We start from the raw sequence: 14,917 nt of genomic DNA on the forward strand, positions 1-14,917 counted from the left end.
ATGAATAGGCCGTGCGGGCGGCAGGCGCCTTCCTTCCTGCAAAACAGGGCGGCACCATGACATGGGCCAAGGGGAATAACGGCGCTTTCGCGCCGAGGCAAGTCTAGACCGTCGCCTGGGAGCACTCCGCCAATCAGGCCTCGCGCAGGATCGGGCAGACGAGACCGCCCAGCCCACCCTCGCAGCCGATGCACAGCGCCTCGGCCGACAGGAGATGCACGGTGCAGCCGGCCTCCTCCATCGCCGCGCGCGTTCGGGGATAGCCGTCGAGCATGACGATGTCGCGGGGGCCGAGCGTCAGCACGCCGACGCTCATGCCTGCGCTGTCGCGAAACTCCTCGGCCGGCGCCTCGATCATCGACACGCCCCACTCCTCCAGCAGGCGGTAGAAGGAGACCGGCAGGATCGGCGGGAAGATCAGCGCGAGATCGCGCGCGAGAAATGTGGCGACGGAGCCGAGATGCAGGCAGGCATCGGCGCCACGCCACAGCGGCAGGTCATAGCCGAGAACGTCGATGCCCTCAGGCGCCAGAAGCTCCGACAGCGCGGCGATGCCGTCCTCGTCGGTGCGCAGGCCACGCCCGACGGCCAGCGTCTCGGCATCGAGCCACAGGCAATCACCGCCCTCCACCGTGCCGGGGCTCTTGATGCGTCCGAGCAGCGGAATGCCGGCGGCGCGAAAGGCCGCCTCGTGCAGCGCCGCCTCGCCCGCCCGCGCCGGCTTGCCGGGCCGCAGCACCACGGCGCCCTTTGCCGTGACCAGCGAGAGATCGGCGGTGAACATCGAATCGGCCAGACCGTCATCGCGCTCGCCAAGCCAGGCGATCTCGACATGGCGGTCCATTAGCAGGCGCACAAGCCCGTCATAGTCCGCGATCGCCTGTTCGGCGTTGAAACGGGCCCCATAATGCCAGACCGCCGGATCGGCCTTGCGCAGGCTTTCGCCGGGGCGGCGCATCAAAACCCTGCGCAGGGGCAGAGCCATGTCCTGGGCACCATAGCCACTCACGTCCGCGTCTCCGTTTCGCTCCGGCGCCGGCAGGGCTGCCTGTCATGCCTGTGGGCGCGCCCTCTTTAGCGCATCGAAGCCGGCGTTGAAACGGCGGATCCATCTTGCAGTCTGTCCAATAATCGCCGTTGGCCGCCTGCAAATGGCAATTTCTGCGCTTCCGGTGCACACGTACCTTAAGGACGCTGCGCTCCAGTTCTCGAAATCACCATTTTCGTCAGACCAACAGCAAATCTTGAACAGACTGTTGGCGGTCATGGCCTGCCGCATGCAGCAAAAAAAGAAGCCGCAGGATGTGGGGGACATCCTGCGGCAGCGGGGAGGTCGCGGCGCAACGCAAAAACATGAGGCGCCGGGCAAAGCCACCGGCAGGGGAACCGTCTGGCCTTGTTGCAGCCACCATAGAGGAGGCCTGCTTCCGGCCGATTAACCCGAGAACGACAATTCGAACGAAGAGGCGTTTTTCGCGCAAAGCCTCGCTCAAGCTTTGCCGCCTAGAACGACAACGGGCGGCCTTTATGGACGCGCCTGCCCTGTTCGCGGCCGCTGTGCCGGGGAAAGCCAAGGCAGCGACATCCGCCCGTCAGATTTCAGGCGGCGCCCTCGTCTTCGGGCGCCCGATCTCCCGGGAGAAACCCATGGCCACGCTCTCCATCTGCATTCCCGTCGAAGGCGAAGCGCCCGATCTCGGTCATCTCGTCGCCAAGCTTCTGAAGGATCCGGCTGCGGATGTGGAGGTGATTGCGCTGTTCTCGTCCGCAGCCGCCGCGCCGTCGGAAGACCTTGCCGCGCTTGCGGCGGACGACAAGCGCCTGGTGCTGGAAACCCTCGACACGGCGCCGGCCGCGCGCGCGCTCTGGCGCCAGACCGCCAGCCGCGCCACCGGCCGCTGGGTCACGCTCGTGCGCCCGTCCGATACGCTCGATCCCGAACTCGCCATCATGGTGCATTATCTCGAGCGCCGCTCGCCCGAAATCGATGCGCTTGGCTGGAACAGCTTTCAGATCGACCCGCTGGCCGTTCCCGGCGTTTCCGGCCCGGTGGCCGTCCCCGCCCATTATCACATCAACATGTTCGACAAGACGGCCATGCTGAAGGCCTTCTTCTATTGGTCGGGCAGCCTGAATGCGCCGCGCATGCCCTTTGGCCTCTATCACGGGGCGCTGCGCCGGTCGCTTCTGGATACGCTGCTGTCGCTGCCCGTCAATGACGGATGGTCCTCGCCCGTGCCGCAATATGAATGGTCCGGACGCGTGCTTCTGTTCAGCGATGCCATGGCCTTCTGCGACCGGCCGATGTCTGCCATCAACATGCCGGCCTACAAGGCGCCCGCGAGCCATAAGCCGACGCATAATTTCCCCTTCCATGCCGGCCTCGGGCTCACCGGCGCGGTGGCCGAAGCGCAGTTCCATGTTCTGGGCGAACTGGGCAATGAATGGACGGCGAACGAGGATTTCCTGCGCGCCTGCATGATCGACTGCATGATGGAAACCGACCGCCGCGCCTTTGTCGCCAAGGGCAACGGCTATTTCGCCGCCTTCCAGGGCTTCGATCCGCGTCTGGCCTCGGGCTTCCGTCCGGAATTCAACGAGAACCCGACCTCCGACCGGCGCCGCGGCCTGCAGGGCGACGTGCTGATGGTCGATCGGTTCCTCGGCGGGGCGCAGACGGCGCAGGAATTCTACGACGCCGCCAAGGCGCTCCTCGTGCCCGTCGCCCTTCTGTGCGACGAAGCGCAGCTGCATTGATCGGATTCCAGCCATGACCAACGGCCTGCCGCGCATTCTCTATACCAAGCCCTCCATCGGAGCGCTTGAGGTCGCCTATGCCGGCGATGCCGCCGCCCATGGCTGGGGCGACCGCTGCTACGAATATATCCAGCGCTTCGAGGCCGGCTTCGCCGCCCATCTCGGCGTGTCGCATGCCATCGCCACGTCGAGCTGCACCGGCGCCATGCATATGGGCCTCTATGCCTTGGACATCGGCACGGGCGACGAGGTGATCCTGGCCGATACCAACTGGGTGGCCACCGTCTCGCCCATCGTCCATCTCGGCGCCACGCCGGTCTTCGTCGATGTGCTCTCCGACAGCTGGTGCCTCGATCCGGACGCGGTGGAGGCGGCGATCACGCCGCGCACCAAGGCGATCATCGCCACCCATCTCTATGGCAATCTCTGCGACATGGACCGCCTCCTGGAGATCGGCCGGCGCCATGGCGTGCCCGTCATCGAGGATGCGGCCGAAGCCATCGGCTCCGAGCTCTCCGGCCGGCAGGCCGGGTCGATGGGCCTGTTCTCCACCTTCTCCTTTCATGGCACCAAGACCGTGACCACGGGCGAAGGCGGACTTTTCGCCACCAGCGACCCCGCGCTTTACGAGCGTGTGCTGACGCTGAGCAATCACGGCCGCGCGCGGGGGCAGACCAAGCAGTTCTGGCCGGACGAAATCGGCTTCAAATACAAGATGTCGAACATACAGGCCGCCATCGGCTGTGCGCAGATCGAGCGAATTGCGGAGCTGACCGCGCGCAAGCAGGCGATCCTTGCCGCCTACCGCCGGCGTCTGTCGCATGTCAACGCGATCAGCCTCAATCCCGAGCCGAGGAACGGCATCAACGGCGCCTGGATGCCGACGGCCGTCTTTGCCGCCGACAGCGGCGTGACCCGCGAGATGATGCAGGCCGCCTTCAAGGCTGCCAACATCGATGCGCGCGTGTTCTTCTATCCGCTGTCGAGCCTCGACATGTTCGAGAGCCGGACGGAAAACCACAATGCCTATGACATTCCCGGCCGCGCGATCAACCTGCCGAGCTTCCACGACATGACCGACGCGGAAATCGATCGTGTCGCCGACGTGCTGCTCGCCTTGGCGGCTGCGCAGGCCGCGCCTGCGCCGCTGCGTGCTGCCATCGCCTGAACCACCATCAAGAGGGCCGGCGAATGGCCGGCCGATCAAGGAAAGAAGACACGCGTCATGACCGTTAAGGACGACCGTCAGGAATTCGAAGCCCACAAGCGCGAAATGTGCGTCGCGCTCGGCCGTGATCGTGACGCGCTGGATCAGTCGACGGAGATGCTCGTCACGCTCGACAAGTACGACTATGCCTATCTCTGGTCGTTCCTGGGCCTGCCGATCATCCAGCAGCCCGCCGATGTGATGGCCACCCAGGAGGTAATCTGGGCGACCAAGCCCGACGTCATCATCGAAACCGGCGTGGCGCGCGGCGGCTCGGTCATCATGATGGCCGCGCTCCTGCAGCTGATCGGCAAGGGCAAGGTGGTCGGCGTCGATATCGACATCCGCGCCCATAACCGCGAATCGATCGAGACCCACCCGCTGGCGCACCGCGTCGAGCTGATCCAGGGCCCTTCGACGGCGCCGGAGGTCATGGCGCAGGTCAAGGCTGCGATCCCCGAGGGGGCGTCGGTGATGGTGGTTCTCGACAGCGATCACAGCCGCGACCATGTGCTGGACGAATTGCGCCATTACGGTCCGCTGGTGACCGAGGGACAATATCTCGTCGTCGCCGACACGCTGCTCGGCCAGAGCAAGCCCGAGCAGATCCCGACCAAGCGCTCCAAGATCTGGATGCCCGGCGACGAGCCCTTCGCCGCGCTCAACGCCTATCTGAAAGAGACCGACCGTTTCGAGCCGGATCCCGTCGTCAACGGCAAGCTGGTTCTCTCCAGCTCGCCGGGCGGCTATCTCAAGTGCCTGAAGGGCTGAGCCCGGAATAGAGCTGAAGCCGCGGATCAGGCCTCGACAAGGTCGGATCCGCGGCAGATTCGATGAGCGGGATGGCGGACCTGAAGGGGGCGCCATCCCGTCTTGCGTTTCAGCGCAGGGCAGGACACGGCACGCGGAAAGACAAGGCATGGCCTTGCACCATCAAGGCGCGGTTCAGCGCGATCATGCCGGATTTATGATGAAGCCAAGGGCCCAGCCTTCGCGCCGCGCGCCTCGGCGGATCGGCGCTGGAGCCCGCGACAGGAAAGGCTCGGCCGGGCCTTGGCCCGGCCCGTTCTCCGGTCAGGCGCGCTCGCGGACGATCTCGACGCGGTAGCAATAGACATTGTCGGGGCTGACAGCGCCTTTTTCACCCATGGCCCAGCGCGTTTCGCCCTGATGTTCGGTCTTTGCCAGTGGATATTTGTCCCACAGGCCGAAGCCCATGGCCCGGTTCATCATGATGGCGGGGACGTTGGTGGTCAGCACGATGCCATAGACCACGCGCACCTTCGCGGCGGCAAACAGCCAGTCGATCAGGGTTTCGCCGGCGATCTGCAAGAGCTTCGGATGGCCGCCGCGCTCGCCGCGCATGGCATTGTCCAGAAGCACCTCGTCCTCAGTCAGATCCTTGAAGCCGAAATGGCCGATCAGCTGATCGTCTTCGGCATAGATCAGGAAGATCATCTGGTTGGTGGCGGCCAGAACGACCTTGTCCAGCCAGGCGCGGGTGCGCTCCGGCGTCGCGGTGAACTGGGTGAAGAACGCGGCCATATTGGCGTTGCGCCAGTCGGTCAGCTTGCCGATGACGAACGCATCCTCCAGATGGGCGCGCGTGACCGGCACCAGCCGGCCGATCGGCGTGCCATCGGGGGTCTGCAGCGCCAAGGTCGCCGGCAGGCGGCCCTGCACGATCTCCTCGATCGTTGCGCCGAACTCCGGGGGAGCAATCGCCATGGTCAGGGTGCCTCGACGTCGCTTGCGGCAATCGCGGCATCGGCTTCGATGTCGCGCGTGAGTCGCTTGCCGATCAGGACGGCCATGTCACCGGGCGGAAGGCCGGTGCCGGGACGCTTGGCGTCGAGATCCTCGGCGGCGATCAGGTCACCGGCCTTGAGCGGCCGGGCCGCGATCAGGCTGCGGCGCATCTTCGGGATCTGGTCGCGCTCGGCAGGGTCCAGAATACGGCCGGTGCCGCCCAGCGCCTTGTGCACGGTGTGGCAGGCGGCGATCATCCGCGCCATCTCCTCCGGCTCGGTGGCCATCTGGTTGTCCATGCCGATGCGGCTGCTGTCGAGCGTGAAATGCTTTTCGATCACGCCGGCGCCAAGCGCGACGGAGGCCGCCGGGATCTCGATGCCGATGCTGTGGTCGGAATAGCCGATCGGATAGGCCGGAAACTCGCTGCGCAGGCCGAGGATGTTCTGCAGGCGGATCGTCTCGGGCGGCGCCGGATAGACCGAGGTGCAATGCAGGATGACGATATCGCGGTTGCCGGTCGCCTCGACCGTGCGCACGGCGGTGATGATCTCCTCCAGCGTGCCCATGCCCGTGGAGAGCACCAGGGGAGCGCCCAGCTCGCCCAGATAGGTCAGATAGGGCAGATTGTTCAGCTCCATCGAGGCGATCTTGATGAAGGGCACATTGCAGTCTTCAACCAGAAAGGCGGCCTCGCGGCGCGAATAGGGCGTGGAGGCGAAGTCGATGCCGACGGAGGCGCAATAGACCGACAGCGCCTTGAGCGCCTCCTCGTCCATGGAGAACTTGTGGACGATGCGCTTGGCGATGGCGTTCTGTCGGTAATAGCTTTCGGAATAGAGCGATTCCGTGCTCCAGGACTGGAACTTGACGCAATCGCAGCCGGCCTCCCTGGCCCGGTCGATCATCGCCCGGGCGATGTCCATGTCGCCGAAATGGCTCGTATTGAGTTCGGCAATCACATAGGGCGCGCGATAATCGCCGATCACACGGCCGTTGCGAAGGGTCAGCGTTGCCATGGCAAAGTCCTGCTACTGGTCGATCGGCTCGACGATCATTTCCCGGAGGAAGAGCTCGCGATCGAGAAAGGGAATCTGGTCTTCGAGCGGGCGGCGCACGAAGCGGCGGTCCGCCAGGCTGCGGGCCTGGCCCAGCTCGATATATTCCTGGTCGGGACGGCCCATGATCTCGCAGAGCACCGGCCCCGCGCGCTCCATCATCGCCGCCAGACCCTGGTCGAGATCGTCGCGGTGGTCGATCCTGAGATAGGCGAGGCCGAAGCAGTCCGCCACCTTGGAAAAATCAGGGCAGCTCACGCCCGTTTCCGGGTCCGTGCCGATGACGCGCTTGCGGAACATGTCCTGCTGGCGCCGGCGGATGATGGAATAGACATTGTTGTTGATGACGATGATCTTCACCGGCAGGGCATGGAAACGGATCGTCTCCAGCTCCTGCAGGTTCATCATGATCGAGCCGTCGCCGATCACGGCCACGACCGCATCGCTTCCGCCGGCAAAGCTCGCCCCGATCGTGGCCGGCAGGGCAAAGCCCATGGCGCCCTGAAGGGCGGGATGGACGCAGGTCATCTCCGCGCCGAAGCGCATATTGCTGGGCAGGATCACCTCGTTCAGGCCGGAATCGGTAACGAGCGTCGCCCTTGGCGGCAGATGCGCTGGCAGCCGCTCGGCCAGTTCGTAGAGATCGACCTTCTCTTCATGGCGGAATGCCGGTTCCACCTCGGCAAACAGCGCCTTCCAACGGCGGCAGGTCTCGACCCATCCGGCATGGCGCGCAGCATCGGAGGCGGGCTCGGCCGCTTCGAGGCGGTCGAGGAAGATGGCGAGATCGGCATGCACCAGCCGGTCGATGCGGATCGTCTCCTTGCCATGCTCGGCCGGGTCGATGTCGACGACGATGGTCTTTGCCGCGCGGGCGAACTTGCAGAAATCGGGCCCCGTGGTCAGCGAGGTCAGGCGGCAGCCGAGCACCAGCACGAGATCGGCATTCTGCACGGCGAAATTGCCCGCCCGCGAGCAGCCCATGGCGCCGACGGAGCCGATCGAAAGATCATGGCCGCTGCCATAGGTGTCGGGCGCAGAAGCCGCGAAGGTGACGGGCAGGCGATGGCGCTCGACGAAACGCTGGAACGCCTTTTGCGCGCCGGCGCCGCGCACGCCGCTGCCGATCAGCACCACGGGGCGCTCGGCCGACGACAGGGCGGAGAGAACAGCCTGGATATCCTCATCGCTCGGCGCGGGCCGCTCGAGGACGATCTCGGCGCGCGCGATCGCAGCGGGATCGATCTGCGCGCTCTGCAGATCGAGCGGCACGTCGATCCAGACGGGACCCTTGCGGCCGGAATTGGCAAGCGTCAGCGCCTTGTCCATGGCCTCGACGATCTGCTCCGGCGCGGTGATCATCGTGGCATATTTGGTGATCGGCGTGACCAGCGAAACGATGTCGGCTTCCTGCTGGCCATAGGTGCGCAGCGGCAGGCCGGTGTGGCGCGTCGTTTCCTTCAGCGTGTTCTGGCCGGAAATGAAAATGCAGGGCACCCCGTCCTGCCAGGCGCAGAGAACACCGGTCATGGCATTGGTGGAGGCGCAGCCGGTGGAGACGAGACAGGCGCCGATGCCCTCGCGCTGATGCGCATAGGCGACAGCGGCAAAGGCCGCCGACTGCTCGTGATGGACGGAAATGGGCGTTAGCGCCGTGTTCTTCGCCAGCGCATCGGTCAGGAACAGCGCGCCGCGTCCGGTGACGAGGAAGACATGGCCGATGCCCGCCTCTTCCAGACGCTGCATGATGTAGTCGGCGACGCGCATGGCATTTTGCTCTTTCCTGTTGCGCCGGAGGTGAGGCCGGCGGCGCGGGGCCTCAGCTCCGCGGCTTGTAGCGATCGAGAATGTCGGGCACGGCCACGACGAAATCGCCGCTGCAGGCCGGCTCCTCGCCGACGAAGCTTTCGACCGAGCCGATCGCCAGGCCGCGCTTGAACGAGGTCAGCTTCGCCTCGATGCGCAGCACGTCGCCCGGCACGATCTTGCGCCGGAAGCGGACATTGTTGATCGAGACGAAATTGGTCTTCATGCCCTTGTATTCCTCCATGCAGAGGAAGGTCATGATGAAGGTCTGCGTCAGCGATTCGATCTGCACGAAGCCGGGCACGTTCGGCTCGTCATCGAAATGGCCGGGGAAGAACCATTCATTATAGGTGAAGCACTTGACCGCTTGCGCGCTCTTGCCGGGATCGACCGCCGTCACCCGGTCGATCAGGAGCACCGGATAGCGGTTGCGCTGATGGCGGATAATGCCGTTGATGTCGAAGCCGGGATGGGCCTGCGTCTCGCTCATGCGGCCGGCTCGATGGCGACGTTGTACTTGGACAGGATCGCCTGGCCGGCCTCGTAGCCGGAGAATTCGATGATGTCGTCAATGTCCATCTCGATGCCGAAAGCCTCTTCCAAGGCCGCCATCAGGGCCATGTGACCGACGCTGTCCCAGGCCGCGACGCCCTGATACTTCAGGCCGGGCAGATCCTTCGCCTCGATCATGAAGGTCTCGGTGAAGGCGGAATCATAGGTTTCGCGGTTGCTCATGTCTTACACATCCTTGCTGGAGGCAGAAGGCGCCCGGGCCGCCCTATGCCGTGTGGACGATCCTCGAGAGTTCGCCGATCAAATCATATCCGTCCCAGATGACCCCGATATCGAGCGCCTTGCCGACGGGAACCACCCGGTCTATGCCCGACAGACCTTGCGCGATGATGGACTGAACGAGCGCGTCACGGTCGATGCCGAAGGTGGTGACCGTCTGGTAGCGCTCCTCGACGATGCCGGCGAGGCAGGTCAAATCATCGGTGGCATGCTCGTAGAAGAAGCCGTTGCGGCCGCGATGGCGTTCGATGTCGGCCGGCAGGCGGTCGAGCACGACGCGGTAGACGAAATTGTCGTGGCGCTGCGATGCGGCCGCCTCCGGCAGGGCGATCGCGGTGGCGCACAGATGCACGAACTTATCGACCGCATGGACCGGCGCGAGCGCATAGCTCTTCTCGAGATAGGCGGTCATGGCCGGCCAGAAGCGGGCCTGCGCCGCCTTCGCCTTCGCCGTCCCCTGCCAGAGCACGAGATGCGGCGAGGAGCAGGCATTCTGGTCGAGCAGGAAGACGTCGTCGTAGAAACCCTTGACAAGCGACGCGAGAACCGTATCGCTCGCCTCCAGCACGGCATCGGCATCCAGGATGCAGAAGGAATAGCGGTCGGCGAAAGCGATGTCGACGCAGCGCGGATGGACCGGCAGCGCTCGCAGGCGTGAGACCGTCTCGTCCCCGCCCCACAGGAGCCGCGCCTGGGCGATCTGCGACAGGCTGCCCGTGATCGCATCGCTGCGCGGATAGCGGATCAGCCGGTTCATGGCCGCCACGCGGCGGTGCGCCGGGTCGGCGAACAGCGCGGCCAGCGCATCGCAGATCACCTCGGCCTGCGGATGGCCGGCATCGGGAATGCGCACGATATTGGCATTGCCCGCCAGCAGCCCGAAGGCAAAGGAAAAGGCGAAATTGACAGGCACATTGGCCGGAGCGATGTGCAAGGCGAGGCCGCGGCCGAGGCGGGCATGCGCCGCGCCGAAGGCACGCTGCAGCCGCGCAAGGTTTGCCGGCCGGCACCAATAGGCAAAGGCGGCGATATCGGGATGAAGCCGCGTCTGCGGCGCGGTCAGCAGGCGCTTCGACAGGGCGGTGAGAAAGGCCAGCACCTCCGGCGCATAGGGCGGCAGCGGCCGGCGCTCGATCGTGCGCAGGGGACCGCCGACGCGCAGCGTGACGGGAAGATCAGGAACGGGCTTCATAGGTATCGCTGCATCCTCTGACCTCGGCCTTGGCGATGCGTCCGGCCACAGAAAAATAGGTGCCATGGCGTCCGCACGGGCAATCGTCCACGCCCTCGATCCGGCCGAGATCCTCGGTCAGGAGCGCATGGCCGGGGTAGCTGCGCGGCAGCAGGGAGAGCACCTCAATCAGCCCCGTCTCCCCCACCTCCATGCATCGGAAGGTCAGCGGATCGCGGATGATCACCTCGGCCTGAATCGGCGCATGCAGATGGCCATGCTCGCATTCGAGAAAGATCGAGCCGGTCTGCTCCACCATGCCGTAATAATTGACCACGCGGGAAATGCCGGTGGACCGCCCCAGCGCGGCGCGGAATTCGGCATTGTCCACCGCCTCGTCCTGCAGCTTCTTCCAGCCGCCGCCATGCAGCAGAATGCCATTGTCGATCGGCAGCCGGATGCCGGAGGCTTCAAGCGCGCGATGGAAATGCTGCCAGATCATGAAGGTGAAGCCGAAGAGGAAGATGCGCTCCCCGGCATGGCGCGCCAGAAAGGCCTCGATGGCCGGCAGGTTCAGCCGCATCTCGTCATCGAGCGCATAGGTCACGTCCTTGCCGAACAGCGAGAAGCCGAGAATGCCGGCTCCGCGTGCAGAAAAGGCGTTGCGGTCGCGCAGCACGGCCGGAGAATCGATCACCAGCATCGGCAGGCGCTTCGGCCCGAGCAGATCCCCCATCAGCCGCGCCAGCACCTTGCCTTGCAGCGCCGCCGTCTCGCGGTCGAGATAGATGCGCGAGACGCTCTGCCCGCTGGTGCCCGAGGAGGTCATGGTCTTGAAGACCTCATCGCGCGGCACGCTCAGAAGATCGAAGGCCTTGAACAGGCGCACCGGCAGGAAGGGCACATCGGCCAGATGCGTCATACCGTTCTCGCCCGTTCCGAGAAGATCGAGAATGCGGGCATAGTCGGGGCAGGCCGCGCGATGGTGCTGCGTCAGCGCGCGCAGCACCGCCGAAAGCGCCGCATCCTTCTCCGCGGCCGTCATCCCATAGGGATCGGCCGCGAGCCAGGGGCCGATGGCCAGCGGCGACGGATCGGCCGCGCCGTCTTCTGCGGCGTTGGTGTCGGTGAGGGCGTGGGCTGTCATGCAAGCGTCTCCCGGCTCAGACCGTCGAGGTCGCCATAGCGGATCTTGCCATTGTCGCCGCGCGGCAGGGCGGCAACGGCATGGACCTTGATGCCCTGGGGCGCGACCTTGATCTCAGACACCAGACGGCTCTTGATGGCCTTGCCTATTTCGGGCGTGCCCTCGACCAGATAGATCTCCAGAAGATCGTCGCGCCCCGCGCAGGCCACGGCATGGCCATCGGCGATCAAAGCGCGCTCGATATCCTCCAGATTAACGCGGTAGCCAAAAAGCTTGAGGAAGCGCTTGAGCCGGCCGACGATGGTGTAGTCGCCCTCCGCGTCGCGCTGCGCCAGATCGCCGGTGCGCAGGGTCCCGCCGAAGACATCGCCAAGCGCGAGATCGGCGGCCCCTTCGGCATAGCCGAGGCAGACATTCGGGCCCTCATAGACCAGCTCTCCCGCCAGGTCGGAGCCCTCGACCGGCGCGTCCTCCGCATCGATCAGCTGGAAGCGGCCGCCGGGGATCGGCTGGCCGATGCTGCCGGCCTTGCGGATGGCCTTGTCAGGCGAAAGATAGGCCATGCGGGCGGTCGCCTCGGTCTGGCCATACATGGAGAAGAAGCGCATGCCGCGCTCGGCGCACAGCGTGGCGAATTCGCGCGTCAGCGCCGGATCCATCCGCCCGCCGGCCTGGGTCAGCGTGTTGAGCGCGGGCAGGTCCATCGATGCGAAGCGCAGCTTCTTCAGCATCTCGTAGTGATAGGGAACGCCGGCCAGGCTGGTGACGCCGGCGCTGCGCAGAACGTCCCAGAAGCCGCGATCGAAGAAGGTGCGCGCGGTGAGCGCAATGGTGCTGCCGGCAAGCAGATGGCTGTGCAGCACGGACAGGCCATAGGAATAGGCCGGCGGCAGGGTGGTGACCGGCCGGTCCTTGGGCGTCAGCGCCAGATAGCGGACGATCGCCGCGGCATTGGCATGGAGATTGGTGTGGGAAAGGCGGACAAATTTGGGGCTGCCGGTGCTGCCGGATGTGGCGAGCAGCAGCGCCAGGTCGGGATGCAGCGCATGCCCCTCGCCGGCCTGCGCCGCCAGAAGCCAGTAACCATGGGCGTCGTGAACGGGCACGAGATCGGCAAATTCTGCGACGCGCTTTTCCGGCAGCCAGAGAAAGTCCGGTCGATAGACGTTGATGAGCGCAGCGATCCGCTCGCCCGGCAAGGCCGTGCCGAGCATGGCGGGAACGGCGCCGGCGCGCATCAGCGCGAGATAGCCGAGCAGGCCGCCCGGATCATTGTCGCTGAGGCAGAAGACCAGCCGCCGGCGCGTTTCGCGAAAGCCGGCATGCTCGGCGAGCGCCAGCATCTGGCCGAGGACAAGCTCGGCACCATCCTCGCAGAGGAACAAGGCCCGGCTCTCGCTGTCGCCGATGGCGTCCATCAGGCGCAGAGATGTCGGCTGCGACGGAAAGACGCCCGTCATTTCGGCCTCCTCGGTCAGATCGGCCTCCTCGATGAGAGTGGCAACCCGGCTGGTCTCCGGGCTTTGCCGTTAAAAAGCGGCCCGCCTCCTGGGCCGCGGCTCAGCGCATCAGGCGGATTTTGCCACCCGCGCCGGCTGCGCCTCGATCGTCACCTCTTCCGGAGGGACAATGATCTGCTCGACGAACGCATAGAGTTCTTCCGGCGTGGAGATACCCGGCAGACGCTCCTCGAGGAAGAGTTTGCCGTCGATGACGCCGGTCTTGAGCCGGGCCTTGTAGCGATCGATAAAGGGCTCGGGCTTGAAGAAGGGAATGTATTTTCCGCCCTGCCACTGCCGCAGCGCGCGGCGGTATCCCCGCACCGTATGGTCGTAGCTTTCCTTGGTGTCCATGTACTCGCAATTGCGGGAGCAGGCTTCGGCAAAGCCCTTCTCCCAGCCGGGCAACATCTCGTAGCCATAGGTCTTGGTGAACCAGATCTGGACCGTCAGGATGCAGGCCATCAGTCCCATCTCGGCGCGGAAGGGCGTATCCTTGAGATAGTCGTCCTCGTCGGTGTTGCGGCCGACTTCCTTCATGAAGCGCTTGTGGGACTGCTTGTAGATATCGGTATTGTAGGCCGCGGCCGAATTGCTCTCCGCGCAGGCGCCCATGACGGAGAAGGGCCGCCCGCAGAAGTACAGCGCCTTGGCCGAGGAGACGACCTTGCAGACATTGTCGAAATCCACGACGGGGTTGCCGCAATAGCTGCCGAAGCGCTCCTTGAAACTGTCCATCAGCGCCTTGGACACGGCGCCATGGTAGAAGCCGATGGGGATGCGCGGGGTATTGGGCACGCCGCGCCAGCCGAAGAACTCTGTATAGAGCAGCTCGCGCGGGATCTTGCGGACGTTGGTTTCCAGGCTCACCGCGACATTGGCCGGCGGGCGCGGCATGCCCGGCCAGTTGTAGGACATCCGGTGCCAGCCGAGCACGTCGAGCGCGGGATCGAGTGCCTGAACCCGGTTGATCATGTCGATGACCTTGACATCGACATAGTCGTCATCGCCGATCATGCAGATGAATTCGCCCTCGGCCGCCTCGATCGACCGCTCCCAGTTGAGAACCATCGACAGGGTCTCGGGCGGCGAGGAGAGATAGACGATCCGGGGATCGGCCAGCCGGTCGGCCATGAACGTGTCCATGATCGTAGGATCATCGGAATTGTCGGCGAAAACGAACTGGACGTCGACGCGCGGCCGCTGAAGCAGCGCGCGGATCGTCTCCTTGAAGGTGCGCTGACGGTTTCGCGAGGGAACGCAAACGGTCAATTTCGGCCTGGGGAACATGGATATCCTCATCGGGTTTCAACCGAATTCTAGGTGGAGCGGCTTTTGCGAGGCTTGCCGAGGCCAGGGCCGCGGCGCATATGGGAGCCGACAGCCACCCCGGAGACTGTGATGAAAACACCTGCCGAATGCCGGTCCATGCCGGAGATCCGCGCGGAAATCGACCGCCTCGACGCGGCTCTCATGCAGCTTTTTGCCGAGCGTTGGGGCTATATCGGCCGCGCGGCGGAGATCAAGCGGGAGATCGGCCTGAAGGCGGACATTCCCGAGCGGGTAGACGAGGTACGTCGCAATGCCCGCACGCATGCCGCCCGCCACGGGCTGGACGCGGATTTCTACGACAGGATCTGGGAACAGCTGATCCGCCACGCCATCGCCCATGAACAGGCGGCTCTCGGCGAGACCGCCGAGGACGCTCGCTGACGCGGCGGCGCGGCGCGA

Annotated in this window: 15 protein-coding genes; 4 read left to right on the top strand and 11 right to left on the bottom strand. The window is 65.1% G+C overall.

The window, feature by feature from the left end; genetic code table 11:
• Positions 1-133 precede the first annotated feature (133 nt).
• The gene (locus BJF92_RS19545; RefSeq protein ID WP_075636442.1) at positions 134-1,009 is read right to left on the bottom strand and encodes a dimethylarginine dimethylaminohydrolase family protein; all 876 of its coding nucleotides are present in this window, start codon (positions 1,007-1,009) and stop codon (positions 134-136) included.
• 217 nt (positions 1,010-1,226) lie between these two features.
• Entirely contained in the window at positions 1,227-1,493 is a 267-nt protein-coding gene (locus BJF92_RS25335) for a hypothetical protein (RefSeq protein ID WP_143524109.1), read from the bottom strand.
• A gap of 154 nt (positions 1,494-1,647) precedes the next feature.
• Between BJF92_RS25335 and BJF92_RS19550 the strand changes: the two genes are divergently transcribed.
• The 3 genes from BJF92_RS19550 to BJF92_RS19560 are packed head-to-tail and all read left to right on the top strand — an operon-like array spanning position 1,648 to position 4,735.
• A complete protein-coding gene (locus BJF92_RS19550; protein ID WP_143524110.1) occupies positions 1,648-2,757 on the top strand; it encodes a hypothetical protein in 1,110 nt (369 codons plus the stop codon).
• Positions 2,758-2,770: 13 nt separating this feature from the next.
• Positions 2,771-3,925, top strand: a complete 1,155-nt coding sequence (locus BJF92_RS19555; protein WP_075636444.1) for a DegT/DnrJ/EryC1/StrS family aminotransferase — start codon at positions 2,771-2,773, stop codon at positions 3,923-3,925.
• A 57-nt stretch (positions 3,926-3,982) separates the two neighbouring features.
• The gene (locus BJF92_RS19560; protein ID WP_075636445.1) at positions 3,983-4,735 is read left to right on the top strand and encodes a cephalosporin hydroxylase family protein; all 753 of its coding nucleotides are present in this window, start codon (positions 3,983-3,985) and stop codon (positions 4,733-4,735) included.
• Between the two features lie 303 nt (positions 4,736-5,038).
• On the opposite strand, the gene BJF92_RS19565 is transcribed toward BJF92_RS19560, so the two are convergent.
• From BJF92_RS19565 to BJF92_RS19605, 9 genes are all read right to left on the bottom strand, one after another.
• Positions 5,039-5,692, bottom strand: coding sequence for a GNAT family N-acetyltransferase (locus BJF92_RS19565; RefSeq protein WP_075636446.1), 654 nt, complete (start codon positions 5,690-5,692; stop codon positions 5,039-5,041).
• A gap of 2 nt (positions 5,693-5,694) precedes the next feature.
• The gene (locus BJF92_RS19570; RefSeq protein WP_075636447.1) at positions 5,695-6,732 is read right to left on the bottom strand and encodes an N-acetylneuraminate synthase family protein; all 1,038 of its coding nucleotides are present in this window, start codon (positions 6,730-6,732) and stop codon (positions 5,695-5,697) included.
• A 12-nt stretch (positions 6,733-6,744) separates the two neighbouring features.
• Positions 6,745-8,538, bottom strand: coding sequence for a thiamine pyrophosphate-binding protein (locus BJF92_RS19575; RefSeq protein WP_075636448.1), 1,794 nt, complete (start codon positions 8,536-8,538; stop codon positions 6,745-6,747).
• A gap of 52 nt (positions 8,539-8,590) precedes the next feature.
• On the bottom strand, positions 8,591-9,067 hold the full coding sequence (gene fabZ / locus BJF92_RS19580; protein ID WP_075636449.1) for a 3-hydroxyacyl-ACP dehydratase FabZ: 477 nt from the start codon (positions 9,065-9,067) through the stop codon (positions 8,591-8,593).
• Positions 9,064-9,312: an acyl carrier protein gene (locus BJF92_RS19585; protein WP_075636450.1), complete on the bottom strand. Its 249-nt coding sequence runs from the start codon at positions 9,310-9,312 to the stop codon at positions 9,064-9,066. Before BJF92_RS19585 ends, fabZ begins: the two co-directional genes overlap by 4 nt.
• Before the next feature lie 43 nt (positions 9,313-9,355).
• Positions 9,356-10,561, bottom strand: coding sequence for an acyl-CoA reductase (locus BJF92_RS19590; RefSeq protein ID WP_075636451.1), 1,206 nt, complete (start codon positions 10,559-10,561; stop codon positions 9,356-9,358).
• The gene (locus BJF92_RS19595; RefSeq protein ID WP_075636452.1) at positions 10,545-11,687 is read right to left on the bottom strand and encodes a LuxE/PaaK family acyltransferase; all 1,143 of its coding nucleotides are present in this window, start codon (positions 11,685-11,687) and stop codon (positions 10,545-10,547) included. The genes BJF92_RS19590 and BJF92_RS19595 overlap by 17 nt, the downstream gene beginning before the upstream one ends.
• Complete coding sequence (locus BJF92_RS19600; RefSeq protein ID WP_078058278.1) at positions 11,684-13,147, bottom strand: AMP-binding protein; 1,464 nt, start codon at positions 13,145-13,147, stop codon at positions 11,684-11,686. Before BJF92_RS19600 ends, BJF92_RS19595 begins: the two co-directional genes overlap by 4 nt.
• A 108-nt stretch (positions 13,148-13,255) precedes the next feature.
• Entirely contained in the window at positions 13,256-14,476 is a 1,221-nt protein-coding gene (locus BJF92_RS19605; RefSeq protein WP_075636453.1) for a glycosyltransferase family 2 protein, read from the bottom strand.
• Positions 14,477-14,584: 108 nt separating this feature from the next.
• Here BJF92_RS19605 and BJF92_RS19610 point away from each other — a divergent pair, with 108 nt between their 5' ends.
• Entirely contained in the window at positions 14,585-14,899 is a 315-nt protein-coding gene (locus tag BJF92_RS19610) for a chorismate mutase family protein (RefSeq protein WP_075636454.1), read from the top strand.
• Positions 14,900-14,917 lie beyond the last annotated feature (18 nt).

The sequence above is a fragment of the Xaviernesmea rhizosphaerae genome (genome assembly GCF_001938945.1).
GTDB classification, from domain to species: Bacteria; Pseudomonadota; Alphaproteobacteria; order Rhizobiales; family Rhizobiaceae; genus Xaviernesmea; species Xaviernesmea rhizosphaerae.

Excerpts from the sequence above, each read along its gene's own strand:
- BJF92_RS19560 (WP_075636445.1), top strand. The coding sequence starts at position 3,983 with ATGACCGTTAAGGACGACCGTCAGGAATTCGAAGCCCACAAGCGCGAA.
- BJF92_RS19600 (WP_078058278.1), bottom strand. The coding sequence starts at position 13,147 with ATGACGGGCGTCTTTCCGTCGCAGCCGACATCTCTGCGCCTGATGGAC.
- fabZ (WP_075636449.1), bottom strand. The coding sequence starts at position 9,067 with ATGAGCGAGACGCAGGCCCATCCCGGCTTCGACATCAACGGCATTATC.
- BJF92_RS19605 (WP_075636453.1), bottom strand. The coding sequence starts at position 14,476 with ATGTTCCCCAGGCCGAAATTGACCGTTTGCGTTCCCTCGCGAAACCGT.
- BJF92_RS19590 (WP_075636451.1), bottom strand. The coding sequence starts at position 10,561 with ATGAAGCCCGTTCCTGATCTTCCCGTCACGCTGCGCGTCGGCGGTCCC.
- BJF92_RS19565 (WP_075636446.1), bottom strand. The coding sequence starts at position 5,692 with ATGGCGATTGCTCCCCCGGAGTTCGGCGCAACGATCGAGGAGATCGTG.
- BJF92_RS19570 (WP_075636447.1), bottom strand. The coding sequence starts at position 6,732 with ATGGCAACGCTGACCCTTCGCAACGGCCGTGTGATCGGCGATTATCGC.
- BJF92_RS19585 (WP_075636450.1), bottom strand. The coding sequence starts at position 9,312 with ATGAGCAACCGCGAAACCTATGATTCCGCCTTCACCGAGACCTTCATG.
- BJF92_RS19595 (WP_075636452.1), bottom strand. The coding sequence starts at position 11,687 with ATGACAGCCCACGCCCTCACCGACACCAACGCCGCAGAAGACGGCGCG.
- BJF92_RS19555 (WP_075636444.1), top strand. The coding sequence starts at position 2,771 with ATGACCAACGGCCTGCCGCGCATTCTCTATACCAAGCCCTCCATCGGA.
- BJF92_RS19550 (WP_143524110.1), top strand. The coding sequence starts at position 1,648 with ATGGCCACGCTCTCCATCTGCATTCCCGTCGAAGGCGAAGCGCCCGAT.
- BJF92_RS19575 (WP_075636448.1), bottom strand. The coding sequence starts at position 8,538 with ATGCGCGTCGCCGACTACATCATGCAGCGTCTGGAAGAGGCGGGCATC.